We start from the raw sequence: 26,550 nt of genomic DNA, 5'->3' as shown, positions 1-26,550 counted from the left end.
AGAGGCACTATGTCTTCAGAAATCATCCCCGTTAACCAGGAAATCGAGCTTCGCGCCGTCGAAGAGCGCTATACCACCGATCTGCACAACCTCGTAATCAAAAACAAAACCTGGCTGCAAACCGCCTTCGACTGGGCGCAGCATGTCGGCAGCGAAGAGGACACGCGCCGCAACGTGCAGAGCAATCAGATGTTGCACCAGCGCGGTTACGCCAAAATGTTCCTGATTTTCATGAAGGACGAGCTGGTGGGCGTGCTGTCCTTCAACGCGATCGAGCCTGCGAATAAGACCGGGTACATTGGCTACTGGCTTGACGAGGCGCATCAGGGGCAGGGTATTCTTTCTCAGGCGCTCCAGGCGTTTATGCGCTATTACGTTGAGCGCGGCGAGATCCGCCGCTTTGTGATCAAGTGTCGCGTGGATAACCAGAGCAGTAACCGGGTGGCGCAGCGCAACGGTTTCACGCTGGAAGGTTGTTTGCGGAAAGCGGAAATGCTCAACGGGCGTTACGATGACGTGAACCTGTACGCCAGAATCTTCCCGCTATAGCGCCCCCAGCAGCGGCGTCCGGGTGATCCGCGTGTCGCCGTTGATCACTTTGGCTCCCCGGACGTGAATGCTTTCACCCTCCAGCGCCTCGATAACCGCATCGTCCGTTATTTCCACCTGATGCTCGATCAGGACATCGCCGCTGATACGCGCCCGCCCCTGAATAACCACTTTGTCATCAATCAGGATCGGCCCGCCGCGTAACCACGCCTCGCCGCCTATTAATACGTGGTGTTTAATGACGCAGTTGCCTTCAACGAGGGCGTTTTCCGCGACCTGTGAACTGTACCGCACGGTCGGGATGGCATCATCCTCCAGACCGGCCAGCAGACGGGCGTTGCCGTACACTTTGGCGCAGTCGCACACCCAGACGTTATTCAGCGCGTTGCCCTCAAGAATGGCGCGATCGAACACCTCGGCACGGTGCTCAACAAAGGCCCAGGTCACCATGGCATCGCCGTAGATTTGCGCCTGATGCACAATACGCGACTGGCTGACCGTGGCTCGGTCATAAATTTGCAGGATCTGCTCACGGTCGGGTGTCAGCCCTTTGGCTGCAATCACCAGGCTGTTATGCAGCACCCGCGCGTCACCCGCGATACGACATTCCCCGCGTACGGTAGAGTGCTGAATGGTGACGTTGTCACATATTACCGCGCCGTGACTCACCTCTGCCGCGTCAAGCCAGCCGTTGCCGCCAACGTGTGCGCGGTGGCTTACGATGCAGGGTTGGGTGAGGCGGGCATTACCGGATATCCTGGCCCCGGCAAACACCACGCTGTTTTCATCGTAAACCCAGCAATCCCCGTCCTGGGCGAGCGCGTGTTCATCCTCAACCCAACCGCCTTTAGTCCCGCTGGTCACATCGTTAAAATCCTTCACGGCAATAATTTGTCTGAGAGGCGTTGTGCACGGTGTTGATCCGTCCTGCCAGCGCCAGAGACGCGTTTCATTGCTGAGCCGATATTTTGTCATCGTGTTATCCCTGAAAAGCCTTTCAATAAACGTAGCAAAGTTTTGGTTTTTCGAAGTGCTGGCGTCCGCTCAGGAAACCCCTTAAAATGGCATTTAAAATACATTTTAAACTTTAAAAAAAATGCATAGCCTAAACCAACGCGTTCTTAACTTGCCCGCCGGGTATTTCGGTATGGTCCTCGGGACCATAGGTATGGGGTTCGCCTGGCGTTATGCCAGCACCATCTGGCCGGTGACGCGCTGGCCGGGCGAGATCCTGGTGGCGCTGGCGGTGGCGATCTGGTTCCTTCTGAGCGTGGCGTTTCTTACCCGTGCGGTACGGTTTCCACATAGCGTGTTGGCCGAGATGCGGCATCCGGTAATGAGCAGTTTTGTCAGCCTGTTTCCTGCCACAACGCTGCTGGTGGCCATCGGCTTTGTGCCGTGGTATCGCCCGGTGGCGCTGGGGTTGTTTAGCGTGGGCGTGGTGATCCAGCTTGCGTATGCCGCCTGGCAAAGCGCCGGGCTGTGGCGCGGCAAGCATCCGGAAAAAGCCACGACGCCGGGACTCTATCTGCCGACGGTGGCGAACAATTTTATCAGCGCGATGGCCTGCGGTGCGCTGGGTTTCCACGACGCGGGGCTGGTGTTCCTTGGTGCCGGGGTCTTTTCCTGGCTGAGCCTGGAGCCGGTCATTTTACAACGCCTGCGCAGCGCGGGCGAGCTGCCCGCTGCCCTTCGTACCTCGCTCGGGATCCAGCTTGCGCCTGCCCTGGTGGCCTGTAGCGCCTGGTTTAGCGTCAACGGCGGCGAAGCGGACACCTTCGCCAAAATGCTTTTCGGCTATGGCCTGTTGCAACTCCTGTTTATGCTGCGTCTGATGCCGTGGTATCTGTCGCAGCCGTTCAACGCGTCGTTCTGGAGCTTCTCGTTCGGGGTGTCGGCGCTGGCGACCACCGGTTTACATCTTGGGCAGAGCAGTCCGTCAGGGTTCTTTCATGCCCTCGCTGTTCCCCTGTTTATTTTCACCAACGTCATCATCGCGATGCTGCTGGTCCGTACTTTTATCTTGCTGATGCAGGGCAAACTTCTGGTGCGCGCTGATAAGGCACTGCTTATGCAATCTGAGGAAAAATAATGACTGTCGATGAAAACTACTTTACTGAGAAATATGGGCTGACCCGCACGCACTCTGAGGTGCTGCTCAGCGCGGACATTGTTAAGCCGGGAAAAACGCTCGATCTGGGTTGCGGAAATGGCCGTAACAGCCTCTACCTCGCAGCCAATGGCTATGACGTGACGGCGTGGGATAAAAACCCGATGAGCATCGATAACATTGAGCGCATTAAGGCGGCGGAAGGGATCGCGAATCTGCAAACGGCGATTAAGGATCTGAACAACCTGACCTTTGACGGCGAATACGACTTTATTCTTTCCACCGTCGTGTTGATGTTCCTCGAAGCGAATACCATCCCTGGTCTTATCGCCAATATGCAGCGTTGCACTAAACCAGGCGGCTATAACCTGATCGTTGCCGCCATGGATACGGAGGATTATCCGTGCACCGTCGGCTTCCCGTTTGCCTTCAAACCCGGTGAACTGAGTAACTACTACGAAGGTTGGGAGCTGATCAAGTACAACGAAGAGGTGGGGGAACTCCACCGTACCGATGCCAACGGGAACCGTATCAAGCTGCGCTTCGCCACCATGCTCGCACGCAAGCCCGCTTAACGCGCGGCCAGCAGACAGAGTTGCAGTGCAGTGCGACAGGAGGCCTCGAACGACGACAGCGGTAAAAACTCAAACTTCGAGTGGAAGTTATGGGCGCCGGTGAAGAAGTTCGGGGTGAGCAGGCCTTTAGCTGACAGGGCCGCCCCATCCGTGCCACCGCGCATGGGGATCGGTTTTGGGGTGATGCCGAGCGACTCCATCGCCTCGAACATCAGGTCGATCGCGCGGCGGTCTTCGCCAATCGCATTGCTGATATTGCTGTAGGTATCTTCAATGCGATACTCCACGTTTGCCGTGGGATGCTGCGCGGCTATTTGCGCCGCCACATCGGCAATTTGCTGCTTGCGGGCGGCAAAACCGTCTTTGTCAAAATCACGAATGTTGGCTTTCAGCACCGCTTCGTTTTGCCCGGCCTGGATGCCGTTAAACCAGATATAACCTTCGCGCCCCTCGGTGCATTCCGGGGTTTGCCGGCGATCGAAATGGCTGATGAAATCCGTTGCCATCAGCAGCGGATTGACCAGCACCCCTTTGGCGGACATCGGGTGCGCCGTGACGCCGGTAAAGCGAATTTCAGCCGCCGCCGCGTTAAAGTTCTCGTAAACAATTTCGCCCAGCTCGCAGCAGTCGATAGTCCAGGCAAAATCGACGTCGAAGCGCTTTAAATCCAGCGCTTTCGCGCCGCACAGGCCAATCTCTTCATCGGGCACAAACGCCACCACAATATCGCCATGCTTGTGCTCAGCGGTGAGGTTTTCCAGCACCGTCATGACCACGGTGACGGCCGCTTTATTATCTGCGCCTAATACGCTGGTTCCGTCGCTGAAAATAATCTCCTCATCAGGATAAGCCAGAATTTCCGGGTGCTCTTTTACGCGCAGCCAAATATCTTTCTCTTTATTCAGACAGAGATCATCCCCCGTAAAGGTTAATATTTGTGGATGAATATCCGGGGATAAACCGACGTCGACGGTGTCGATATGGGTAATAAAACCAATACGCGGCGCGCCGGGAATATTGCCTTTTTTCACGGCGGTAACGGTGGCGAACTCATCAATCACAATATCGTCTAACCCCAGCGTTTCCAGCTCCTTCGCCAGCTCCCGCGCCATGTCGTGCTGGCCCGGAGTGGAGGGCAGGGTTTTGACTTTCGGGTCGCTCTGGCTGGTGATGGCGAGATAGCGGAAAAAGCGTTGGGTTAATTGTCTGGAGAGTTCCGAGCCCATAGTGTTTCCTTCTGTATTTATTTTTCATGTGTTTGCGCCATCACTTTAATGTTATTTATGAAATGGCAAAAGAAGTAATTAGCCGTCGAATTAAAAAGACAGGAATAAATGATGAAAAGCACATTCACAATGATAACGCTGGCGCTTGCTGCACTGACGGTCAGTTCCACCGTCGCGGCAAAAACGCTGGTGTATTGCTCCGAAGGATCGCCGGAAAATTTCAATCCTCAGCTCTATACGTCGGGGACCAGCGTGGACGCCAGCGCCGTACCGGTTTATAACCGTCTGGTCGATTTCAAACCGGGCACTACCGAACTGGTGCCGAGCCTGGCGGAAAGCTGGGAGGTAAGCGAGGATGGCAAGGTCTACACCTTCCACCTGCGCAAAGGGGTGAAATTCCACAGTAATAAGCTGTTCACGCCGACGCGCGATTTCAACGCGGACGACGTGATTTTCTCGTTTATGCGCCAGAAGGATGTGAATCATCCTTACCATAACGTCTCCAACGGCAGTTATTCCAACTTCGAAAGTCTGGAGTTCGGCAGCCTGATTACCGCCATTGATAAAGTTGACGATCGCACCGTGCGCTTCACCCTGGCGCATCCGGAAGCGCCGTTTGTCGCTGACCTGGCGTGGTACTTTGCCTCCATTCTGTCGGCGGAGTACGCCGATGCCATGCTGAAAGCGGGCACGCCAGAAAAGGTCGATATGCAGCCGATTGGCACCGGGCCGTTTAAGCTGTCGCAATATCAGAAGGATTCCCGCATCCTCTTTACCGCTTTCCCTGACTACTGGCAGGGAAAATCGAAGCTGGATCGTCTGGTGTTCACCATCACGCCGGACGCCTCGGTACGTTTTGCCAAAGTCGAGAAGAATGAGTGTCAGGTGATGCCGTTCCCGAACCCGGCGGACCTGCCGCGTATGAAGGCTAACAAAGACATCAACCTGATGAGCAAGGCCGGTCTGAATACCGGTTTCCTGGCGTTTAACACGCAAAAGCCGCCGCTGGATAACGTAAAAGTGCGCCAGGCGCTGGCGATGGCGATTAACAAACCGGCCATCATTGAGGCGGTCTTCCACGGCACCGGCACGGCGGCAAAAAACCTGCTGCCGCCTGGCGTCTGGAGTGCCGACAGCGAGCTGAAAGACTACGATTACGATCCAGAAAAAGCGAAAGCGCTGTTAAAGGAGGCGGGGTTTGCCAACGGCGTAAGCATCGATCTGTGGGCCATGCCCGTGCAACGGCCGTATAACCCGAACGCGAAGCGTATGGCGGAGATGATCCAGGCGGACTGGGCGAAAGTTGGCGTGCAGACCAAAATCGTGACCTACGAATGGGGCGAATACCTGAAGCGCGTGAAGGGCGGGGAGCATCAGGCTGCGCTGATGGGCTGGACAACGGCGACGGGGGATCCAGATAACTTCTTCGGCCCGCTGTTTACCTGTACGTCCGCCAACGGCGGGTCGAATTCGGCGAAATGGTGTTATAAGCCGTTTGATAACCTGATTGCCGAAGCAAAATCGATAACCGATCGCGAAAAACGCGTGGCGCTGTACAAGCAGGCGCAGCAGATGATGCACGATCAAATGCCGGCGGTAATGATTGCTCATTCAACGATTTTTGAGCCAGTCCGTAAAGAGGTCACGGGCTATGAAATTGATCCCTTCGGCAAACACCTGTTCTGGCAAGTGGACCTGAAAGAGTAATTTTCACTGCCCGGTTTCGGTCGGGCAGTTTTTTCGCTATTTGTGCTGTCTTCGTCATTTTTTGCCACAACACATCGCCCCATTTTTTGTTATAACTTCAAGTGCATACTTGCAGATAACATGGAATACCATCATGCGTACTCACACTTTTTTTAAAGTTGCAGTGCTTTCTGGTCTGTTGGCCCTCTCAGGCTGTGCGTCAAAAGTCGCAGCCCCCGATCAATATTCAGGCTTTTTAAAAGATTACTCAGGCTTGCAGGAGATGAAATCTGCAACCGGGAAGCCAACCCTGCGTTGGGTTGATCCTTCTTATAATGAGGCGAATTATGACAGCATTATCTGGACGCCGATAACCTATTATCCGACGCCAAAACCGACCACTCAGCTTGGGCAAAAAACGCTTGATGAGCTGTTGAATTATACCAATACCAAACTGAAAACCGCGATTGGCCAGCGTAAGCCGATTGTGACGACGCCGGGCAAACATAGCCTGATCTTCCGCGGCGCCATCACGGGTGTGAGCTCAGACAAAGAAGGTTTGCAGTTCTATGAAGTGGTGCCTGTCGCGCTGCTGGTTGCGGGTACGCAAATGGCCACGGGCCATCGTACCATGGATACGCACCTGTTCTTCGAAGGTGAGTTAATCGACGCGGCTACGAACAAACCGGTGATTAAGGTTGTTCGTAAGGGGGAAGGGAAAGAGCTGGCGAACGAGAATACGCCAATGGGCTTCGGCACCCTGAAGCAGGTTGTGGATGACATGGCAACGGATGCCACTATGTTTGATGTTCATCAGAAAGCAAATTAATAAAAAAAGGCCTGCATTTTCGCAGGCCGTTTTTTTATGCCGTCCGCAGGCGGCGGAACCAGGTTTCCGGCTTCGTAAACATCACCATATTCCCCCCCAGTATCAACAACAGGCCGACGATCCCGTTGAGATGCCACACGTAACCCTCGTACACCGTTGAAATCGACAGCGCCACCAGCGGGAACAGCAGGGTGCTGTAAGCGGCTTTACCGGGACCAATGCGGCCTACCAGCGTAAAGTAGGCGCCGAAGGCAATCACCGAGCCAAACAGCGCAAGATAGAGCAGCGCCCCCATATAGCTCACCGTCCATTCCGGCATAAAGTTATCGCCTCTGAAGAGGGCGATAAGTCCCATCACGACGGTGCCATACAGCATCGCCCAGGCGTTGGTGGTCATGGTTTCCAGCCCGTTTCGCTGATGACGCATGCTGATCATATTCCCCAGCGAGAAGCCGTAGGTGCCGAGGGCGGAAAGCCCGATGCCCGTAAGCAACGACGCGCTCCAGCCGCTGGCGAGCAGATCGTTCCAGAACAGGGTAATGATCCCGATAAGCCCCAGCGCTGCCGCCGTCCAGAAGCGTGCGGGTGGACGCTGGCCGAAGAAGATAAAGCTGTTGATGGCGTTATACAGCACGGCCATCGAGAAAATCACCGACTCAAGGCCGGTATTGATATGGGCGGCGGCGGTGTAAAAGCACCAGAAGTTGAAACAGAAAACGCAGCAGCCCTGAAGCATGCAGTAGAGATGATCCCGCAGCGCCAGCCTGCGCAGACGGCGAAGGGCGACCAGGACGATCATCATCGTGGCGCTGGCCACGGCGAAGCGCCAGAAAATGGAGACCGGCGCTGCAACCGGCCCCTGTTGCAAAAAAATGGCGATCCAGGTCGTGCCCCAGATAACAACAACCAGCCCATAGAGTAATGCGTTCATGGCTTCTCTCTTCTCATACCGCGAAAAACAACAGTGTGGCGAAAGAAGAGGGGCCCGGCTTTCATCGCCTTGCGCCGGACTTGCAAATTCTTGCGCTTTTTTCTCGCACAATGGCTGGTAACGGGCTGCAACACTTCTTAGACTGACAGTCTGATTAATCACCTGTTTACGGCCATGTCTCCCGTTTACGACACCTTTGAAACGTTACGCCAACAAAATGCGGTGCTGCGGGAAACCGTTGCGCTCAATACTGGCATTCAACTGGCGGCGTGGTACAACAAGCACGACACGATCACCGTGAAAAGCAACCATCACACCCTTAGCCTGTACGTGGCAGATGGCTATGAAAGCTATCAAAAAACGCCGGGTGGCTGGAAAAATGGCGGTGGGCCGGATCGTTTTTGTCTGATGCCGGAAGAGAGCGAATCCACGTGGGATATTCGTGACGACCTGTCGTTCGTGCACCTCTACTGCACCGATGAACACCTGCGGGACGTGGGGGAGAAAATCTGGGATAAACGACCGCTATCGCTGACGCTGGAGGAAAAAATATTCGGCAGCGATCCGAAAATCACCGCCCTTTATCGCCAGTTTTTGCTCGGCTGCGACTGGCAGCAAAACGCCAATCAGCTCACCCTGAGCACCGCGTCGACCTTATTGCTGACGCATTTAGTCCAGCACTATTCCAGCGTACAGTGGAAGCTGCCGGTAGTGACCGGCGGGTTATCGCCGTTTGTGCTGCGCAACGTGCTGGCCTTTATCGAGGAAAACCTGGCGCAACCCTTAACGCTGGCGGAACTGGCGGGCCAGGCCGCACTCAGTGAGTATCACTTTGCGCGGATGTTCCGCCAGTCGATGGGCCTGGCGCCGCATCAGTACGTCATGCAGCGCCGCATGGAGAAGGCCAAAGCGATGGTGCAGCACACGACCACGCCGCTCACCGACATCGCGCTGGCCTGCGGATTTAACTCCGCCAGCCATTTCAGTAACCGTTTTCGCAGCATGACCGGCATTACGCCGTCACAGCTACGCGCGGCGAAGGCGTGAGAAGACGGCGTAACAGATCCCTCCCAACACCAGCCCCCAGAAGGCGGAGCCAATCCCCAGGAGCGTGACGCCGCTGGCGGTCATCAGGAAGGTGACGATCGCCGCGTCGCGCTCTGCTTCATGATTCAGTGCCTGATACAAACTCCCGCTGATAGTGCCGAGCAGGGCCAGCCCGGCCAGCGTCTGGATGCCGCTCAGCGGCAGGGCGGCCATCAGCCCCGAAATCGACCCGCCGAACACCCCCGCCAGCAGATAAAACCCACCTGCGGCCGCCGCAGCCAGCCAGCGTTTACTGGCATCCGGGTGGGCGTCCGGGCTCTGGCAGATGGCGGCGGTGATGGCGGCGATGCATATAGAATAGACGCCGAAGGGGGACAACAGCAGCGCCAGCCCGCCTGTGGCAACGATCAGCGGTGAGACCGCCAGCGGATAGCCCGATGCCTGCATGGTGGCGAAGCCGGGCGCATTCTGCGACGCCATGGTCACCAGGAAGAAGGGTAAGCCGATGCTGATCAGGCTGGTGAAGGTGAACGCAGGGGCAATGAATTCCGGCATGATGACCGATAACGTCATCCTGTTCGTGACAACGTCACCTCCAGCCCAGGCAACGAACACGCCCACCAGCAGCGTGGCGACAATGGCGTACCGGGGCGCTACAGCTTTGGCCACCAGCCAGGCGGCCACCATACTGCCGCAAAGAAAAATGTGTCCCTCAAGATTGCTGAATGCCTTCAGGCCAAACTGTAACAGCACGCCCGCCAGCATAGCGGCGGCAAGCGAGTGCGGGATCAGTTTCATCAACCGGGCAAACAGGCCGGTGACGCCGCACAGCAGAATCAGCGTATTCGCGAATATAAATACCCCGATGGTTTCCGCCAGCGTCACGCCATGCAGGCTGGTGGCGAGCAACGCCGCGCCCGGAGTCGACCAGGCGGTCAGCACGGGGGCTTTATACCACCACGACAATACCAGCGTGCTGATCCCCATCCCGAGCCCTAGCGCGGTCATCCATCCGGCGATTTGCTGTGTACTGGCGCCAGCCGCCGCAGCCGCCTGCCAGATAATGGCGGCAGAGCTGGCATAGCCCACCAGAACGGCAACAAAACCGGCCAGCACGGCAGGAAAGAGAGAGGCAGTCGATTGCATGGAAACTCCGTTGTGCGTTATAACGTCCGGGATAAGGTATCACTGTGCGCTATAGCGTACAAGTGGTATGCTTTGCCGCAACGGGAGGAACTATGGATATCACTCAACACCTGGCAACCGCACTGAAAGCGCTGCGTCTGGCGCGGGGCTGGAGCCTGTCAAAACTGGCGGAAGAGACGGGCGTGTCGAAAGCGATGCTTGGGCAAATCGAACGCAATGAGTCCAGCCCGACGGTCTCTACCTTGTGGAAAATCGCCACCGGGCTGAACGTACCTTTTTCGGCGTTTATCACTCCAGAAAGCGAACCGCAGGCGGTATTCGATCCGCAGCAGCAGGCGATGGTGGTGAAACCGCTTTTCCCCTGGGATGAACAGCTTAAGTTCGACCATTTCTCCATCACCCTGTCGCCCGGCGCGCTGAGCGAGTCCACGCCGCACGAAGCCGGGGTGATCGAACATGTGGTGGTGATAAGCGGTGAGCTGGATATGCAGATCGACGGTGTCTGGCGCACAATATACGCTGATTCCGGCGTGCGTTTTGCCGGCGATAAACCGCACGCGTACCGCAACAGCAGCGCCCGTACGGTGCATTTTCACTCCCTGATCCATTATCCCCGCTAAAGCGTCGCAAAACGGTTTCACTGACACAGACTTCTGACTACAATAGCCGCCATTTTGACCATAACGGATAACGACGAAGTATGCGCCTGCACTCCCATCATCTTGAACTGCTAAGCCCGGCCCGCGACGCCGCCATTGCCCGTGAAGCCATTCTTCACGGTGCGGATGCCGTCTACATTGGCGGCCCTGGCTTCGGTGCCCGGCATAACGCCAGCAACAGCCTGCGCGACATTGCCGAGCTGGTACCGTTCGCTCACCGTTTCGGGGCGAAGGTGTTTGTGACCCTGAACACCATTCTTCATGATGATGAGCTGGAGCCCGCGCAGCGTCTGATCACCGATCTCTACCAGACCGGTGTTGACGCCCTGATCGTTCAGGATATGGGTGTTCTGGAACTGGATATCCCGCCGATTGAGCTGCACGCCAGCACTCAGTGCGATATCCGCACCGTCGAGAAGGCGAAGTTTCTTTCGGACGTCGGGTTTACGCAGATTGTGCTGGCGCGCGAGCTGAACCTGAACCAGATCCGCGATATCCATCAGGCGACCGACGCGACCATTGAATTCTTTATCCACGGTGCGCTGTGTGTGGCCTATTCCGGGCAGTGTAATATCTCTCACGCCCAGACGGGGCGCAGCGCTAACCGGGGCGACTGCTCTCAGGCCTGCCGTCTGCCGTATACCCTGAAAGACGATCAGGGCCGCGTGGTGGCATTCGAAAAACACCTGCTGTCGATGAAAGATAACGATCAGACGGCGAACCTCGGTGCGCTGATCGATGCTGGCGTACGCTCCTTCAAAATTGAAGGGCGCTACAAGGACATGAGCTACGTGAAAAATATCACCGCCCATTATCGTCAGATGCTGGATGCCATCATCGACGATCGCGGTGATCTGGCGCGCGCCTCCGCCGGGCGTACAGAGCATTTTTTTATTCCGTCTACGGACAAAACCTTCCACCGCGGCAGCACGGACTATTTCGTGAATGCCCGTAAAGGGGATATTGGCGCGTTCGACTCACCGAAGTTTATCGGCCTGCCGGTGGGTGAAGTGCTGAAAGTGGCGAAAGATCATCTTGACGTTCAGGTGACAGAGCCGCTGGCGAATGGCGATGGTCTCAACGTGATGATCAAACGTGAAGTGGTGGGTTTCCGTGCCAATACGGTGGAGAAAACCGGCGAAAATCGCTATCGCGTCTGGCCGAACGAAATGCCTGCCGATCTCTACAAAGCCCGTCCTAATGCGGCGCTTAACCGTAACCTGGATCACAACTGGCAGCAGGCCTTGCTCAAGACCTCCAGCGAGCGCCGCATTGCGGTGGATATCGCGCTGGGGGGCTGGGAAGAGCAGCTGATCCTGACCATGACCTGCGAAGACGGCATCAGCGTCACGCATACGCTCGACGGCCTGTTCGAGGTGGCGAACAATGCGGAGAAAGCGCTTAGTAACCTCAAGGATGGCGTGGCGAAGCTGGGGCAGACCATTTATTACGCGCGCAATATTGAGGTGAATCTGCCGGACGCGCTGTTCGTGCCGAACAGCCTGCTGAACCAGTTCCGCCGTGAAACGGCCGAGATGCTGGATGAAGTACGCCTGGCAAACTATTCGCGCGGCAGCCGTAAGGCCGAAGCGGTGCCTGCGCCGGTCTACCCGGACACGCATCTTTCTTTCCTCGCGAACGTATACAACCACAAAGCGCGTGCGTTTTATCATCGTCACGGCGTGCAGCTGATTGACGTCGCGTATGAAGCGCATGAAGAGAAGGGCGATGTGCCGGTGATGATCACCAAACACTGCCTGCGGTTTGCTTTTAACCTTTGTCCGAAACAGGCGAAAGGCAATATTAAAAGCTGGAAAGCGACGCCGATGCAGCTGGTGAATGGCGATGAAGTGCTGACGCTGAAGTTTGACTGCCGTCCGTGTGAAATGCACGTTATCGGCAAGATGAAGAATCACATCTTCAAAATGCCGCCGCCGGGAAGCATTGTGGCCTCCGTCAGCCCTGACGATTTGATGAAGACCCTGCCGAATCGTAAAGGCAGCTAACCCGCAGAGTGGGTATCCGGTTTGCGCGATTTCTGCCAGGCATGGTGCTCGCGCAACCCCTCCGCAGACTCCTCAGCCGCGCTGCGTAACTCGTCGCTGTCAGCTTCATGACGTAGCTGATGGTCGGCGTTTTTCACATACACAAATTCATGCCCTTTGTGCTCCGCCATAATCTGCCCTGAGAACAGGGCGCTAATCACCAGCAGTAGCGAAAATTCTTTTCTGAACATCCTTTATCTCCTGAAAATACGCTACGGTCATCGTAGGGATAATTTCATAGAGTAATTATTCGACTCTTTAAATTTGAGAAAATAGACTGTCAAAAATTGTGGTCGCAATAAAACTCACTTAAGACTATTCTTAAAAGCAATATCGCCGTTGTAAACTCCCATTTCTGGTATGCAAAGAGAAGCTAGATTTATTGGGAAATCATTTACAATAAGATTTTTCTGGCTAAGGATTGGATCGAATAAATGAAAAAAATAATCGTGCTATCACTTCTGGGCGTAGTGGTTGCGGTGGGTGCTGCGGCCAGCATCTATTCAAATGAAGAACCAGAATATATTCAGTCAGCAAAAAGCCGTGTCGGATCGTATTTAACCAGCGATTACGGACGTGTCGAATGTAATAGCACCCAGGTAAGTGAAGATCGCTGGGAGCTGGGCTGTACCAATAAGGCGAGAGGCAAAACCTTCCAGTTCGCCGTTTACCCACCCGAGCAGGCACCGTATGGGGTCTCACGTGCGTTTTATCTCGAAGCGATTAATGATGATGCCCGCCAGAGTGCAGATCAGGGGCTGATGCGTTATCTGCAAATTAATACCAAAGCGGGTTAATCGATTCGTTTATGCTTCGTTGAGGCTCACAGTGGTAGATTGCTGGTGATCCACATCCCGGTAGGGAATACCGGAGCGTAGATACCAAAATACAAATCTATCCATGCAAGCATTTACCGCCAGATTATGGCGGTTTTTTTTTGCCCGTTTATCGTACCGGCTGTAAAAATTGTTTGCGATATTGCGCGGGCGAAAGCGCAAATTGCTGCCGGAAATGGTGGCGCAGCGTGGCGCTTTGTCCAAATCCGGTTTGTTCCGCAATATTATCAATGCTGAGCCGACTGTTTTCGAGATAATCTTTTGCCCGCTGCAATCGCGCAGTCAATAACCAGCGCGCGGGCGTTGTCCCGGTCGCGTCCTGGAAACGGCGCAGAAAGGTGCGTTGACTCATACCCACCCGCAGGGCCAGCGATTCGACGGTATGGGAAACGGCCAGATGCTGGTGAAGATAATCGAACAGCTGGCCCAGGCGCTGGCTCTCCCGCAACTGAGCCACCGGTCGGCTAAGTTGCTGGGTTTGCGAGCCGTCCCGATGGGGCGGGATCACCAGTCGACGCGCCACGCGGTTTGCTGCCTCCATACCGTAATTCCGGCGCACCACGTGCAGACACAGATCAATCCCCGCGGCGCTGCCGGCGGAAGTGAGAATATCGCCTTCGTCCTGGTAGAGCACATCTTCGACCACGGTGATGGCAGGAAAGCGTGTTTTCAGAGCTTGCGTGTAGCGCCAGTGGGTGGTTGCCTTCCGCCCGTCAAGCAGGCCTGAGGCTGCCAGAACGAAAACGCCAGAACAGATCGAGAGTAGCTGGCAGCCGCGGGCATGCGCCGCGCGGAGCGCCTGGCAGAGCGCTTCGGGTACGGGTTCATCCAGCCCTCGCCAGCCGGGTACAACAACCAGATCCGCCGTTTCAAGCAGACGCAGATCGCCGTCGGCCAGAATACGGATCCCGCCCGTTGCCCGGAGCTCGCCGCCATCCACGCTCGCCACGGCGAACTGATACCAGTCATCGCCCATCTCCGGGCGCGGCAAGCCAAAGATTTCTACCGCCACGCCAAACTCAAAGGTACATAAACCGTCATATGCCAGCACGACCGCGCGCGGCGAGGGATGTCTTAAGTTTGTCATCTTTTTGCTGTTTTCTGGCATAGGCGGACGCATTCATGTTCTGAATTAAGGGATAGAGTAGTGTTAACACAAACACCACAAATGAGGAAGATTCATGAGCTATGTTACTGAATTTCCGGCTGCTGAGCCGCAGGAAGCCGTGGGGCATTTTCTGCGTCGTCTGAGCGTCGAGACGGACTGCGCCGATGTCCATCACGCGGTATCCAGCGGTGAGCAGGACTTTGTTCTGCTGCACGTTGTCGGGAAGCCTGAACATTTTGCCCGGCGGCATCTGCCCGGCGCGCTGCATTTACCCTGGAGCCAGATCACCGCCGAGCGGATGACAGCGTGGCCAGAGGGCACGCTGTTTGTCGTCTATTGTGCAGGCCCGCACTGCAACGGGGCGGACAGGGCGGCGCTGAAGCTGGCGCGTCTGGGTCTGCCGGTTAAGATTATGCTCGGGGGCATGACCGGCTGGGAAGATGAGCGGTTCGCGTTTGCAGGATCTTCATCACCCGCCCTGTGAACATGAATTTATTTCAACACAGATGAAATTTTCTCGTTTGTCGGCGGCGAGCCGGTATGACATCTTTTTAGGACGTTTAGACATCCAGAAGTCTAAATATTCAAGAGATGAATTATCACTGTGGGCAATTAACGCCGACAGACAGAGGAGATTTCCATGCAGCGACACCACGCCCCGTACCGCGCCGATGTAGTCGGCAGTTTTTTACGCCCGGACTCTGTTAAACAGGCCCGTCTGCAATTTGCCAGCGGTGAGATCGATGCCGGGCAGCTTCGCGCGGTTGAGGACGAGGCCATTCGCCATGTTGTCGAGCAGCAGTGCGCCTGCGGTCTGCATGTGGTAACGGACGGTGAATTCCGCCGCGCCTGGTGGCACTTTGACTTCTTTGACGGGCTACAGGGCGTAGAGCGTTATGATTCGCAGCAGGGCATTCAGTTCAACGGGGTGCAGACCAAAGCCCACGGCGTGCGCGTAACGGGCAAACTGGGCTTCGGCGATCATCCTATGCTGGAAGATTTTCGCTACCTCAAAAGCATCAGCGGTAACGCACAGCCGAAGATGACCATTCCGAGCCCGAGCGTGCTGCACTTCCGCGGTGGCCGCAAGGATATTGATGCCACGGTCTACCCGGATCTGAAGGATTACTTTGACGATCTGGCGACAACCTGGCGCGATGCCATTCGGGCCTTTTACGATGCAGGCTGCCGCTATCTGCAACTGGATGATACCGTCTGGGCCTACCTTTGTTCAGAAGACCAGCGCCGCCAGATCCGCGAGCGCGGTGACGATGCAGACGAACTTGCCCGAACCTATGCCCGGGTGCTGAATAAGGCGCTGGAGGGCAAACCGGACGACCTGACCATCGGGCTGCACGTCTGCCGCGGCAACTTCCGCTCAACCTGGATTTCCGAAGGCGGCTATGAGCCGGTGGCGGAGGTGCTGTTCGGCACGGTGAACGTCGACGCGTTCTTCCTGGAGTACGACAACGACCGTAGCGGCGACTTTGCGCCACTGCGTTTTGTGCGCCCGGGTAAACAGCAGGTGGTGCTGGGGCTGATCACCACCAAGCACGGTGAACTGGAGAACCCGGAAGGGGTGAAAGCGCGTCTGGAAGAGGCTGCGCGCTACGTGGCGAAAGAGCAGATTTGCCTCAGCCCGCAGTGCGGATTTGCCTCCACGGAAGAGGGTAACAGCCTGAGCGAAGCCCAGCAGTGGGATAAAATTCGCCTGGTGACGCAAATCGCCAGCGACGTCTGGTAACGCCGTTCACAGCGCTGCATTATTACAGTGCAGCGCTGTACCATTCTGAGTCGTTTACCGTAAATCCTCTCTTCGAACCCGTTTAAATCCTGCCTCTGCAACCTGGCACCCTTTTTGCTCTCCTGAAACTGACGTTACTTTTTCTGCGTCCGGGCGGTAACGGACGTCTTCGCACAGCTTTCTTTTTCAGGAGTGAAAATATGCACCGTCGTACCTTTATAAAAGCGTTCGCCTTGTCCGCCTCCGTGGTCGCCATGGGGGTCAGTTTTGGCGTCCAGGCCGCAGAGACCATTAAAGTCGGGATCATGCACTCACTCTCCGGCACGATGGCCATTTCAGAAACGCCCCTGAAAGATGTCGCCCTGATGACCATCGATGAAATTAACGCCAAAGGCGGCGTGCTCGGGAAAAAGCTGGAGCCGGTGGTGGTTGACCCGGCCTCCAACTGGCCGCTGTTTGCCGAAAAGGCCCGCCAGCTTCTGAGCCAGGATAAGGTCGCCGTGGTGTTTGGCTGCTGGACCTCCGTATCGCGTAAATCGGTTCTGCCGGTTTTTGAGGAGCTGAACGGTTTGCTGTTCTATCCGGTGCAGTACGAAGGTGAAGAGATGTCACCTAACGTCTTCTATACCGGCGCGGCGCCTAACCAGCAGGCGATCCCGGCGGTGGAGTACCTGATGAGCGAGGACGGCGGCAGCGCGAAACGCTTCTTCCTGCTGGGAACGGACTACGTTTACCCGCGCACCACGAACAAGATCCTGCGCGCCTTCCTGCACTCGAAAGGCGTGGAAGATAAAGATATTGAAGAGGTCTACACCCCATTTGGTCATAGCGATTACCAGACCATCGTCGCCAGTATCAAGAAATTCTCTGCGGGCGGTAAAACGGCGGTGGTCTCCACCATCAACGGTGATTCCAACGTGCCTTTCTATAAAGAGCTGGCGAACCAGGGGCTGAAAGCCACGGACGTGCCGGTGGTGGCGTTCTCGGTGGGCGAGGAGGAACTGCGCGGCATTGATACCAAGCCGCTGGTGGGTAACCTGGCGGCGTGGAACTACTTTGAATCCGTCGATAACCCGACCAACCAGACCTTTGTCGCGGCCTACAAAGCCTACGCGAAAGCCCATAAGCTGCCGAATGCCGATACCGTCGTCACCAACGATCCGATGGAAGCGACCTACGTCGGCCTGCATATGTGGGCGCAGGCGGTTGAAAAAGCGGGGACAACCAACGTGGACAAAGTGCGCGCGGCAATGGCGGGCCAGTCGTTCAACGCGCCGTCCGGCTTTACGCTGACCATGGATGCCACCAACCACCACCTGCATAAGCCCGTCATGATTGGTGAAATCGAAGGCAACGGCCAGTTCAACGTCGTCTGGCAAACCGAACAGCCGGTACGCGCTCAGCCGTGGAGCCCGTTTATCGCCGGGAATGACAAAAAACCTGACCAGCCGATGAAAACCGCCAGCAACTAAGCCACCACCAGGGAGAGACGTCATGAACGCCATACGCATGATGATTGCGATTGTGTGGCTTACCGGACTGCTGCCAGGGATGGCGCAGGCATCGGATGCCGATGATTTTGTTGCCGCTAGCCGCAGCCAGCAAACCGCCATGCTGACCCGCTGGGCAGCGACGCCGGAACCTGCACGTTTGCCGCTGCTTAAGGCGCTGCAACAGGAGAACCTTTATACCGACAGCCAGAAGAAGGCATTTACCCGCATCGACGGCGAAATGGTTGCCCTGGGCGCGGCAAAGAGCGCCGAAGGAACGACCAAAGCCGTGCGGCTGACCAACCGGCTGCGCGTGTTAACCGTCACGGCGCTGGCGACGCATCAGCTTGTCAGTGACAGTGTCACCGAAAGACGTCATGCCGCGCGGCAACTTCAGCGTGACGCCCAGCCGGATATGCTCGGGTTTCTGCAACAGCGGGCTAATCGCGAAACGGACGACATCACCCGACAGTCGCTGAGGCTGGCGCTGGCAAATCTTCAGCTGGCGAGTCCGCAGGCGGAAACGCGCCTCAACGCGGTTGAACTGTTGGGACAGTCTGACGATCCGGACGTTCAGGCCACGCTGACGCCGTTCACCCGGGCGCAAACCGAGCCGGACGCACGGGTACGTGCCGCCGCCGCTGAGAGCCTGGACCGTATTCAGCACCGGCTGATGTGGGGTGAACTGCTGGGACAGGCCTTCATGGGCCTGTCGTTGGGGTCGGTACTCTTGCTGGCCGCGCTCGGGCTGGCTATCACCTATGGTCTGCTGGGGGTGATTAACATGGCCCACGGCGAAATGCTGATGCTCGGGGCGTATGCCACCTGGATGGTGCAGCAGGTGATGGCGCAGTGGATGCCTCAGTGGCTGGCGCTTTATCCGGTGGTGGCGCTGCCGGTGGCGTTTTGCCTGACGGCAGGTATCGGGATGGTGCTGGAGCGCACGGTGATCCGCCATCTGTATGGCCGCCCGCTGGAAACCCTGCTCGCCACCTGGGGGATCAGCCTGATGCTTATCCAGCTGGTCCGCATGACCTTTGGCGCCCAGAACCTTGAGGTCGCTAACCCGGCCTGGCTGTCCGGCGGGGTGCAGGTTTTCGCCAACCTGACGCTGCCGTGGAACCGTATTGTGGTGCTCGGGTTTGTGCTGCTGGTGCTGTTCTTCACCTGGCTCATTCTGAATAAAACGCGTCTGGGTCTGAACGTGCGGGCGGTGACGCAAAACCGCAGCATGGCGGCCTGCTGCGGCGTTCCCACCGGACGGGTAGATATGCTGGCGTTTGGCCTCGGGTCCGGCATTGCCGGGCTGGGCGGCGTGGCGTTATCCCAGTTGGGGAACGTGGGACCGGAGCTGGGCCAGGGATACATCATCGATTCATTCCTGGTGGTGGTGCTCGGCGGCGTCGGCCAGCTGGCCGGTAGCGTCGCGGCGGCCTTTGGTCTGGGGATCTTCAATAAAATTCTTGAACCGCAGATGGGCGCCGTGCTGGGCAAGATACTGATTCTGGTGGCGATCATTCTGTTTATCCAGAAACGTCCGCAGGGGTTATTCGCACTTAAAGGGAGGGTGACAGACTGATGAGCCAGCCATTGACCTTAACACTGGCGCGCAGGGCACCGCGCACCACGCAAATCTTCGGCAGTCTGCTGGTTGCGGCGCTGCTGGTGCTGCCTTTTCTCGCGCTGTTACCCGCAACGCATCCGCTGGCCGTTTCTACGTGGATGTTGACGCTCATCGGCAAGATCCTCTGCTACGCAGTTGTCGCCGTGGCCCTCGATCTGGTCTGGGGCTATGCCGGTATGCTCTCGCTGGGGCACGGCATATTCTTCGCCCTGGGCGGCTATGCGATGGGCATGTACCTGATGCGCCAGGCGGCCGGGGACGGGCTGCCCGCGTTTATGTCGTTTCTCTCGTGGAGCGAACTGCCCTGGTTCTGGTGGGGAACGCAGCATTTTGCCTGGGCTCTGGTGTTAATTGTGACGATCCCCGGCCTGCTGGCGCTGGTCTTCGGCTGGTTTGCTTTCCGCTCGAAGATCAAAGGGGTCTATTTCTCCATCATGACCCAGGCGCTGACCTATGCGGGCATGCTGCTGTTCTTTCGCAACGAAACCGGCTTTGGCGGCAATAACGGCTTTACCGGCTTTACCACGCTGCTCGGGTTTTCCGTCACGGCGACTACCACGCGGATCGCGCTGTTTCTCGCAACGGTCATGCTGCTGCTGCTGGCCCTGGGCACAGGCTACGCGCTGGCGAAGAGTAAATTTGGCCGCATTTTAACGGCGGTGCGCGATGCGGAAAACCGTCTGACGTTCTGCGGCTATGATCCGCGCGGTTTCAAGCTGCTGGTCTGGACGCTTTCCGCCGTGCTGTGTGGCCTGGCGGGGGCGCTGTACGTTCCGCAGGTGGGTATTATCAACCCGGGTGAAATGTCGCCGACCAACTCGATTGAAGCGGCCATCTGGGTGGCGCTGGGCGGCCGCGGCACGCTGGTGGGCCCGGTGATGGGCGCGGCGCTCGTCAACGGTGCGAAGAGCTTTTTCACCGTGGCGATGCCGGAGTACTGGCAGCTGTTTCTGGGGCTGATTTTCATCGCCGTGACGCTGTTTTTACCACGCGGCGTGTTCGGTCTGTTTCGTAAGGGAGAGAATTAATGCAGCCCTCTGAAGGACTCTTTACCCGCCAGCTACCGGGCGATCGTTACCGTGAGCAGACCGATCCGGTGTTGCAGCTCGAGGCCATTAACGTCAGTTTCGACGGTTTTCAGGCGTTGACCGATCTTTCGCTGAATATCGGCGTCGGAGAATTGCGCTGCATCATTGGCCCTAACGGCGCCGGTAAAACCACGCTGATGGACGTGATCACCGGCAAAACCCGGCCAAAAAGCGGGAAAGCTATTTACGATCAGTCCATCGATCTGACAGCCCTGGAACCGGCGGCCATCGCCCGTCAGGGCATTGGCCGTAAGTTCCAGAAGCCGACCGTGTTTGAAGCGCTGACCGTAGGGGAAAACCTCGAAATCGCCATGAAAGCCGACAGGTCCGTCTGGGCGAGCCTGCGGGCCACGCTCAGCGGCGAGCAGCGCGACCGCATTGACGAGATGCTGGTTTTGCTGCGGCTTGGCAGCGAGCGCGATCGCCGTGCCGGACTGCTTTCCCACGGACAGAAGCAGTTTCTGGAGATCGGCATGCTGCTGGTGCAGGACCCGCACCTGTTACTGCTGGACGAACCCGCCGCCGGTATGACCGACGCCGAGACGGAATACACTGCCGAGCTGTTCCGAACCCTGGCAGGCAAGCATTCGCTGATGGTGGTTGAGCACGATATGGGCTTCGTCGAGACCATCGCCGACCACGTCACGGTGCTGCATCAGGGGCGGGTACTGGCGGAAGGTTCGCTTCGCGAGGTACAGGCCAATGAACAGGTAATTGACGTCTATCTGGGACGTTAAGGAGAGGGGATGTTACAGGTTTGCGAACTGAATCAGTACTACGGCGGAAGTCATATTCTGCGCGGGGTGAGCTTTGAGGCGGTCGTCGGGGAAGTTACCTGCCTGCTGGGGCGCAACGGGGTGGGCAAAACCACGCTGCTGAGGTGCCTGATGGGGCTGATCCCGGTGAAAGCCGGGGAGGTCGTCTGGCAGGGAAAGACCATCACTCACAGTAAACCGCACCAGCGAGTGCAGTCCGGCGTGGCGTATGTTCCGCAGGGGCGGGAGATTTTTCCGCGTCTGACCGTAGAAGAAAACCTGCTGATGGGGCTGACGCGCTTCTCAGCGGGAAACGCAAGGAGCGTACCGGAGGAGATTTGGCAGCTTTTCCCGGTGCTGAAGGAGATGAAGCACCGACGCGGAGGCGATCTTTCCGGTGGTCAGCAACAGCAGCTGGCGATTGGTCGCGCGCTGGCGAGCCGTCCACAGTTACTGATTCTGGATGAACCCACGGAAGGTATTCAGCCGTCGGTGATTAAAGAGATTGGGCAGGTGATCCGCAGCCTGGCGAACCGGGGGGATATGGCGATCCTGCTGGTGGAGCAATTTTATGATTTTGCGGCAGAGCTGGCCGACAGCTATCTGGTGATGTCGCGCGGCAGCATCGTCCAGCAGGGGCGCGGGGAGAATATGGAGCAGGAGGGCGTTCGCGGGCTGGTTGCGATCTGAAATGTTATAATATAACATCCCTGTTCTTATAAAACGGAATGAGGATTTTGCTGTGGCTGCACAACCTGGAAAAATTGCGCTGACTTTGGGAACGCTGCTGGTAAGCGGCTCGCTTTTTGCCCATTCGCACGGTCATCAGATGACGGAGGCGGAACAGAAGGCGGCAAACGGCGTCTTTGAGGATAAAGACGTCAGGGACAGGAAGCTGTCTGACTGGGACGGAACCTGGCAGTCTGTTTACCCGTTCCTGCTTGATGGTTCGCTGGATCCGGTTTTCGAAAAGAAAGCGCAGAAGGGAGAAAAATCTGCTGCCGAGGTGAAGGCCTACTACCGCAAGGGTTACGCGACGCACGTGGACGCCATCGGCATTGAAAACAACGTGATGGAATTCCACCGAGGCAAAACGGTGAGCAGCTGCCGCTACGACTACAGCGGCTACAAAATTCTGACCTATGCGTCGGGGAAAAAAGGTGTGCGCTACCTGTTTGAATGCAAGGATAACGCGAGCGAGGCGCCTAAGTTTGTGCAGTTCAGCGACCATATCATCGGGCCGAAAGCCTCTTCACACTTCCATATCTTTATGGGCAACACCTCCCACGAGGCGCTGCTGAAAGAGATGGATAACTGGCCGACCTACTACCCGAATGAGATGTACAAAGAGCAGGTGGTGGAGGAGATGTTGCACCACTAAGGTGTTGGTTTTGCCGGGGGGCGGCTTCGCCTTACCCGGCCTGGGATTAGGGTTTTCCAGGTCGGGTAAGCGCAGCGCTACTCGACACGCTATCTTCACTTTTCACGCGCATCCCGCGCAATATCATCAGCCAGGCCGCAATGATGGCGGCCATCATAATGATAAATAATGACCAGTGCGGCAGATGGGTCAGGATGAGCCCGGTGATCATCGGGTTCGCCGCCGCGCCCAGCCAGCCCAGCGCTTGTGCGGAGAAGTAGCTCGCCTTCATGCCCGGCGGGGCGATATTGTCGATCAGCATGTATTCACCCGGTGCATAAATAACCTCACCCAGGGTGAAAATCGCTGCCGCGATCCCCCAGTAAATCAGGTTCTCGCCGGAAAGCATAACCCCCCCCAGCCCGAGGATGAAAAAAAGCGTCGCGGCGGTCATTAGCGGACGGATATTGCTGGCGGTGATCTTCCGTCCAAGCGCATATTGCAGGGTGACGACCACCGCCGCGTTGACGGGCAGCACAACGGCCACCACCTTTTCTGCGAAATCACTGTCCGCATGTGCAGCGAGGACATACTGGGAAATGCAGGTGGCAAACGATCCACCCACATACGACGCCAGCAGCCCGGAAAGCGTGTACCAGAACAGCGCCCGGTCTTTCAGCAGCACCGAGGGTTGCCATGGCATTTTCTCCTCAGGGCTGTCCGAGGCTATGCTTTTCTGCACAAAGAAATGGATAAACCCGAGCGGCAGTGCGGCGCAGAAGGCCGCCAGCAAGAACGGCAGTTGCAGGCTGTACATCACAAGCAGGGTGCCGATCGGCGGCCCAATCGTCCAGCCGATGTTCAGGAAACTGTAGTTGAGTGAGAAAACGTGCGCCTTTTCGCTGGAGGTCAGCACGTCGGCAAACCATGCTTTCAGCACCGTTGAGAAGACGGAATAGGCGCAGTTAATCAGGGCAAAGAACAGCACTACCAGCGTCACGTTATTCACCAGCGGAATGGCCACAAACCCGGCGATAAAGGCGACGATGGCGATCAGCATATAGCGTTTTTTGTCGAATTTATCCGCCAGGATGCCAAACCCCAGGCTAAACACCACGCCAATGGTCAACGCCACGGTAAGGGCATAGCCAATATTCTCCACGCTCATATCGTACACGCGTGTAAGATATATGGTCATAAAGGGCAGCGTTGCCCCGCGGCCAATTGTTAATAACAATGACGATGCCAGCAGCGCTGCGGTTGAGCGCCTGATTGATGGTTTCATTTTCCTGCCCGACAAATGCTTATGCTTTTTTGTTGTGTTATTACAGGATTATCATGGGATCGGCAGCTTGTATAGCACCCAATTTATCCGCAAGTGCTTCTCTTCAGTACCAGAATTAATGATCTTCTCGCGGGGCAATTTTTTCTGTTACCTTGAAGTGTTTACAAAATTTTAATATTTCAGGGGCGGAAAATGACGCGGAAAGACGGGCTGTTAGCGTTGCTGGTTGTCGTGGCGTGGGGACTCAATTTTGTGGTCATCAAAATGGGGTTGCACAACATGCCTCCATTGATGCTGGCGGGTCTGCGCTTCCTGCTGGTGGCGTTTCCGGCGCTGCTGTTCGTCGCCCGCCCGAAAATTCCCCTCAAGCTGCTGCTGGGCTACGGCCTCACCATCAGCTTTGGTCAGTTTGCGTTTCTTTTTTGCGCTATTAAATTCGGTATGCCTGCGGGCCTGGCTTCGCTGGTGCTTCAGGTGCAGGCGTTCTTTACCATCATTCTCGGCGCGTTTGTCTTTGGCGAACGCTTGCAGGGCAAGCAGCTGGCGGGCATTAGCCTTGCGGTCTTTGGCGTGCTGGTGCTGATTGAAGGCAGCCTCAACGGTCAGCATGTCGCGCTGCTGGGCTTTATGCTCACCCTGGCGGCGGGGCTGAGCTGGGCGTGCGGCAATATCTTTAACAAGCTGATAATGCAGCACGAGGCGCGTCCGGCGGTCTTATCGCTGGTGGTCTGGAGCGCGTTGATCCCCATCGTGCCGTTTATGGCCGCGTCATTTATTCTGGAGGGGCCGCAGGCGATGCTGAAAAGCCTGGTGGAGATCGACCTGACGACTATTTTGTCGCTGATCTACCTGGCGTTCGTTGCCTCAATCATTGGCTATGGTATCTGGGGATCGCTGCTCGGACGCTATGAAACCTGGCGCGTGGCGCCGTTATCGCTGCTGGTACCGGTGGTCGGGCTTGCCAGCGCCGCACTGTTGCTGGATGAAACGCTCAGCGCGCTGCAACTGTGTGGCGCAGGGCTGATTATGGCCGGGCTGTATATCAACGTCTTTGGCTTGCGGGTGCGTCGGGCGACGCGGGTGCAGAGTTAAGGCAGAAAAAAGCCCCGCATTAGCGGGGCAAAAACGAATTACAGGTCGTGGTTGTAATACGGCACGCCTAATTCGTCGGATTTGTCGCTGCCAGCGCCCATGTGATTGAAGTCCCAGGGCGACTGGTTTTGCGTGGACGGCATAATCATGGTGTCACGATTATTTTGCTGCCCCGCACTGGGGTTTTGCTCCGCGAAGCTCTGGCCGGAAACCAGCACCAGCAAGGTGAGGGCGGCGGAGGCGATAAATTTCATGATTTCCTCGGTTACGTCTTAACAGGCGATGATTAACTGCAATGTTTAAGCGGATACAGATAACGGGATTCACCCGGCATACTGGTAATACGGTACTTATGAGGCGGCACGTCAAAGTAGTTCTTGAACGTACGCGTCAGGGTTTGTTGCGATTCAAATCCGTAACGTTCCGCCAGATAGAGGATCGGCTCATTGCTTTCTTTCAGTTTTTGGGCAATCTCCGTCAGCTTGCGGCTGCGAATATATTGTCCTAATGAATGGCCGGTCTCTTTTTTAAACATCCGTTGCAGGTGCCATTTTGAGTAACCTGAACGCTCAGACACTTTCTCAAGGGAGAGCGGAGATTCCAGGTTATCTTCGATCCAGTCCAAAATGCTATGAATGGTGATAGCGTCAGTATTGCGTCTGGACATCGTCATACCTCTTTTTCTGTTTACGGCAGGATTTTCTTGAGTAAAAGCTCAAGCGTTGCCACTTCATCCGCCGTTAAGTTTTTTGTCAGTTCCTGGTGCAGTGTTTGTCCTACTAATTGATGACATTGCTCACACATGGCCGCGCCATCGCTGGTCAGTTTCACCAGTACGCCACGTTTGTCATTTGGGTTAGGGCTTCGTTCTACCCATCCTTTACAGACGAGACGATCCAGCATGCGGGTTAACGCACCCAGATCGACAGAGAGCACCTTTTTCAGCTCAACCGGCGTGATACACACTTCGCAGCGAATGGAACACAGCACTTTAAACTGTGTTGCGGTGATATCCAGCGGTGACAGATAGTCATTGAGCAGGCGATCTTTTTTCTGATTAACCATATGAATAAGACGACCCAGTGGGATTATGTCGTTAAAGAGGTCACTGGTGCTTTTCACAATGGTTGCCCTGGCAAGTAGTTTAGTCACGGCAGATATTATTGCTCAGGCAAGTATAAGTCAACTGAATGAATCGGCCGATGCCACGAAATGCTAAAACGCTTCAGGAACTCATTCTGTACGCTTTTAAATCATACAGATAATCTGGGGTTATGAATTACGAGAGACAATTATGGTTACGCTGCGCGGATGGCTACGGACGAGGATTTGCCCCTATAATTGCGATGTTGAATAAGGATAAGG

The 26,550-nt window shown here is 56.3% G+C and carries 28 protein-coding genes; 18 read left to right on the top strand and 10 right to left on the bottom strand.

What is annotated here, in order from left to right:
• Positions 1 to 9: 9 nt before the first annotated feature.
• A complete protein-coding gene (rimL, locus tag SK53_RS04855; RefSeq protein ID WP_045346283.1) occupies positions 10 to 549 on the top strand; it encodes a 50S ribosomal protein L7/L12-serine acetyltransferase in 540 nt (179 codons plus the stop codon).
• Here the strand turns inward: rimL and ydcK are convergent.
• A complete protein-coding gene (gene ydcK / locus SK53_RS04850) occupies positions 544 to 1,524 on the bottom strand; it encodes a YdcK family protein (RefSeq protein WP_047654545.1) in 981 nt (326 codons plus the stop codon). The two genes, rimL and ydcK, sit on opposite strands and share 6 nt — an antisense overlap.
• Before the next feature lie 121 nt (positions 1,525 to 1,645).
• Between ydcK and tehA the strand changes: the two genes are divergently transcribed.
• Together tehA and tehB are read left to right on the top strand one after the other, a co-directional pair.
• Positions 1,646 to 2,641: a dicarboxylate transporter/tellurite-resistance protein TehA gene (tehA, locus tag SK53_RS04845; protein WP_048208675.1), complete on the top strand. Its 996-nt coding sequence runs from the start codon at positions 1,646 to 1,648 to the stop codon at positions 2,639 to 2,641.
• A complete protein-coding gene (gene tehB, locus SK53_RS04840) occupies positions 2,641 to 3,234 on the top strand; it encodes a tellurite resistance methyltransferase TehB (RefSeq protein ID WP_032609167.1) in 594 nt (197 codons plus the stop codon). The genes tehA and tehB overlap by 1 nt, the downstream gene beginning before the upstream one ends.
• On the opposite strand, the gene pepT is transcribed toward tehB, so the two are convergent.
• On the bottom strand, positions 3,231 to 4,460 hold the full coding sequence (gene pepT / locus SK53_RS04835; protein WP_048208673.1) for a peptidase T: 1,230 nt from the start codon (positions 4,458 to 4,460) through the stop codon (positions 3,231 to 3,233). The genes tehB and pepT overlap by 4 nt on opposite strands.
• A 111-nt stretch (positions 4,461 to 4,571) precedes the next feature.
• On the opposite strand from pepT, the gene SK53_RS04830 reads away from it, so the two are divergent.
• Positions 4,572 to 6,167, top strand: a complete 1,596-nt coding sequence (locus SK53_RS04830) for an ABC transporter substrate-binding protein (RefSeq protein WP_003857222.1) — start codon at positions 4,572 to 4,574, stop codon at positions 6,165 to 6,167.
• Positions 6,168 to 6,300: 133 nt separating this feature from the next.
• Entirely contained in the window at positions 6,301 to 6,975 is a 675-nt protein-coding gene (locus tag SK53_RS04825) for a DUF3313 domain-containing protein (RefSeq protein ID WP_048208669.1), read from the top strand.
• A gap of 34 nt (positions 6,976 to 7,009) precedes the next feature.
• Here the strand turns inward: SK53_RS04825 and SK53_RS04820 are convergent, their stop codons facing one another.
• A complete protein-coding gene (locus SK53_RS04820) occupies positions 7,010 to 7,906 on the bottom strand; it encodes a DMT family transporter (protein WP_003857219.1) in 897 nt (298 codons plus the stop codon).
• A 174-nt stretch (positions 7,907 to 8,080) separates the two neighbouring features.
• Between SK53_RS04820 and SK53_RS04815 the strand changes: the two genes are divergently transcribed.
• On the top strand, positions 8,081 to 8,953 hold the full coding sequence (locus SK53_RS04815) for a helix-turn-helix domain-containing protein (RefSeq protein ID WP_048208667.1): 873 nt from the start codon (positions 8,081 to 8,083) through the stop codon (positions 8,951 to 8,953).
• Here the strand turns inward: SK53_RS04815 and SK53_RS04810 are convergent.
• Positions 8,933 to 10,099 carry a benzoate/H(+) symporter BenE family transporter gene (locus SK53_RS04810; RefSeq protein ID WP_048208665.1) on the bottom strand — a complete coding sequence of 389 codons (1,167 nt, stop codon included), beginning with the start codon at positions 10,097 to 10,099 and terminating at the stop codon, positions 8,933 to 8,935. The genes SK53_RS04815 and SK53_RS04810 overlap by 21 nt on opposite strands.
• Positions 10,100 to 10,191: 92 nt before the next feature.
• On the opposite strand from SK53_RS04810, the gene SK53_RS04805 reads away from it, so the two are divergent.
• Together SK53_RS04805 and SK53_RS04800 are read left to right on the top strand one after the other, a co-directional pair.
• Positions 10,192 to 10,719 carry a helix-turn-helix domain-containing protein gene (locus tag SK53_RS04805; RefSeq protein WP_048208663.1) on the top strand — a complete coding sequence of 176 codons (528 nt, stop codon included), beginning with the start codon at positions 10,192 to 10,194 and terminating at the stop codon, positions 10,717 to 10,719.
• Positions 10,720 to 10,799: 80 nt separating this feature from the next.
• Complete coding sequence (locus SK53_RS04800) at positions 10,800 to 12,764, top strand: peptidase U32 family protein (RefSeq protein ID WP_048208662.1); 1,965 nt, start codon at positions 10,800 to 10,802, stop codon at positions 12,762 to 12,764.
• Here SK53_RS04800 and SK53_RS04795 read toward each other — a convergent pair.
• Entirely contained in the window at positions 12,761 to 12,994 is a 234-nt protein-coding gene (locus SK53_RS04795; protein ID WP_015570548.1) for a DUF2554 family protein, read from the bottom strand. The two genes, SK53_RS04800 and SK53_RS04795, sit on opposite strands and share 4 nt — an antisense overlap.
• A 243-nt stretch (positions 12,995 to 13,237) precedes the next feature.
• Here SK53_RS04795 and SK53_RS04790 point away from each other — a divergent pair, with 243 nt between their 5' ends.
• Positions 13,238 to 13,600: a hypothetical protein gene (locus tag SK53_RS04790; RefSeq protein ID WP_003857209.1), complete on the top strand. Its 363-nt coding sequence runs from the start codon at positions 13,238 to 13,240 to the stop codon at positions 13,598 to 13,600.
• Positions 13,601 to 13,748: 148 nt separating this feature from the next.
• On the opposite strand, the gene ftrA is transcribed toward SK53_RS04790, so the two are convergent.
• Entirely contained in the window at positions 13,749 to 14,747 is a 999-nt protein-coding gene (ftrA, locus tag SK53_RS04785; RefSeq protein ID WP_022651184.1) for a transcriptional regulator FtrA, read from the bottom strand.
• Positions 14,748 to 14,820: 73 nt separating this feature from the next.
• On the opposite strand from ftrA, the gene SK53_RS04780 reads away from it, so the two are divergent.
• The 8 genes from SK53_RS04780 (at position 14,821) to zinT (ending at position 22,829) form a co-directional block, all read left to right on the top strand.
• Positions 14,821 to 15,231, top strand: coding sequence for a rhodanese-like domain-containing protein (locus tag SK53_RS04780; protein WP_003857206.1), 411 nt, complete (start codon positions 14,821 to 14,823; stop codon positions 15,229 to 15,231).
• A 156-nt stretch (positions 15,232 to 15,387) separates the two neighbouring features.
• Positions 15,388 to 16,491 (top strand): cobalamin-independent methionine synthase II family protein, encoded by a 1,104-nt coding sequence (locus SK53_RS04775; protein WP_023314139.1) that lies wholly within the window; start codon positions 15,388 to 15,390, stop codon positions 16,489 to 16,491.
• A gap of 200 nt (positions 16,492 to 16,691) precedes the next feature.
• Positions 16,692 to 17,963: an urea ABC transporter substrate-binding protein gene (gene urtA, locus SK53_RS04770; protein ID WP_032609178.1), complete on the top strand. Its 1,272-nt coding sequence runs from the start codon at positions 16,692 to 16,694 to the stop codon at positions 17,961 to 17,963.
• Positions 17,964 to 17,985: 22 nt separating this feature from the next.
• On the top strand, positions 17,986 to 19,560 hold the full coding sequence (gene urtB, locus SK53_RS04765; protein ID WP_048208658.1) for an urea ABC transporter permease subunit UrtB: 1,575 nt from the start codon (positions 17,986 to 17,988) through the stop codon (positions 19,558 to 19,560).
• A complete protein-coding gene (gene urtC, locus SK53_RS04760) occupies positions 19,560 to 20,633 on the top strand; it encodes an urea ABC transporter permease subunit UrtC (RefSeq protein WP_023314142.1) in 1,074 nt (357 codons plus the stop codon). Before urtB ends, urtC begins: the two co-directional genes overlap by 1 nt.
• Positions 20,633 to 21,430, top strand: a complete 798-nt coding sequence (gene urtD / locus SK53_RS04755; protein WP_015570541.1) for an urea ABC transporter ATP-binding protein UrtD — start codon at positions 20,633 to 20,635, stop codon at positions 21,428 to 21,430. Before urtC ends, urtD begins: the two co-directional genes overlap by 1 nt.
• A gap of 9 nt (positions 21,431 to 21,439) precedes the next feature.
• Positions 21,440 to 22,138: an urea ABC transporter ATP-binding subunit UrtE gene (gene urtE, locus SK53_RS04750; protein ID WP_023324642.1), complete on the top strand. Its 699-nt coding sequence runs from the start codon at positions 21,440 to 21,442 to the stop codon at positions 22,136 to 22,138.
• Between the two features lie 52 nt (positions 22,139 to 22,190).
• Entirely contained in the window at positions 22,191 to 22,829 is a 639-nt protein-coding gene (zinT, locus tag SK53_RS04745) for a metal-binding protein ZinT (RefSeq protein ID WP_048208656.1), read from the top strand.
• A 46-nt stretch (positions 22,830 to 22,875) separates the two neighbouring features.
• Here zinT and ydeE read toward each other — a convergent pair whose 3' ends face one another.
• Entirely contained in the window at positions 22,876 to 24,093 is a 1,218-nt protein-coding gene (gene ydeE, locus SK53_RS04740; protein WP_048208654.1) for an efflux MFS transporter YdeE, read from the bottom strand.
• 192 nt (positions 24,094 to 24,285) lie between these two features.
• On the opposite strand from ydeE, the gene eamA reads away from it, so the two are divergent.
• Positions 24,286 to 25,185 (top strand): O-acetylserine/cysteine exporter, encoded by a 900-nt coding sequence (gene eamA, locus SK53_RS04735; RefSeq protein ID WP_032658384.1) that lies wholly within the window; start codon positions 24,286 to 24,288, stop codon positions 25,183 to 25,185.
• Between the two features lie 38 nt (positions 25,186 to 25,223).
• On the opposite strand, the gene marB is transcribed toward eamA, so the two are convergent.
• The 3 genes from marB to marR are packed head-to-tail and all read right to left on the bottom strand — an operon-like array spanning position 25,224 to position 26,307.
• Positions 25,224 to 25,439: a multiple antibiotic resistance protein MarB gene (gene marB, locus SK53_RS04730; protein WP_048208651.1), complete on the bottom strand. Its 216-nt coding sequence runs from the start codon at positions 25,437 to 25,439 to the stop codon at positions 25,224 to 25,226.
• A gap of 32 nt (positions 25,440 to 25,471) precedes the next feature.
• Entirely contained in the window at positions 25,472 to 25,852 is a 381-nt protein-coding gene (gene marA, locus SK53_RS04725) for an MDR efflux pump AcrAB transcriptional activator MarA (protein WP_001303241.1), read from the bottom strand.
• A gap of 20 nt (positions 25,853 to 25,872) precedes the next feature.
• Complete coding sequence (marR, locus tag SK53_RS04720) at positions 25,873 to 26,307, bottom strand: multiple antibiotic resistance transcriptional regulator MarR (protein ID WP_003857182.1); 435 nt, start codon at positions 26,305 to 26,307, stop codon at positions 25,873 to 25,875.
• Positions 26,308 to 26,550: the final 243 nt, after the last annotated feature.

It is taken from the genome of Enterobacter sp. MGH119, from assembly GCF_001037675.1.
GTDB classification, from domain to species: domain Bacteria; phylum Pseudomonadota; class Gammaproteobacteria; order Enterobacterales; family Enterobacteriaceae; genus Enterobacter; species Enterobacter hormaechei_C.
The sequence above is the reverse complement of the archived record's forward strand: the minus strand, read 5'-3'. Positions and strand labels throughout refer to the sequence as shown.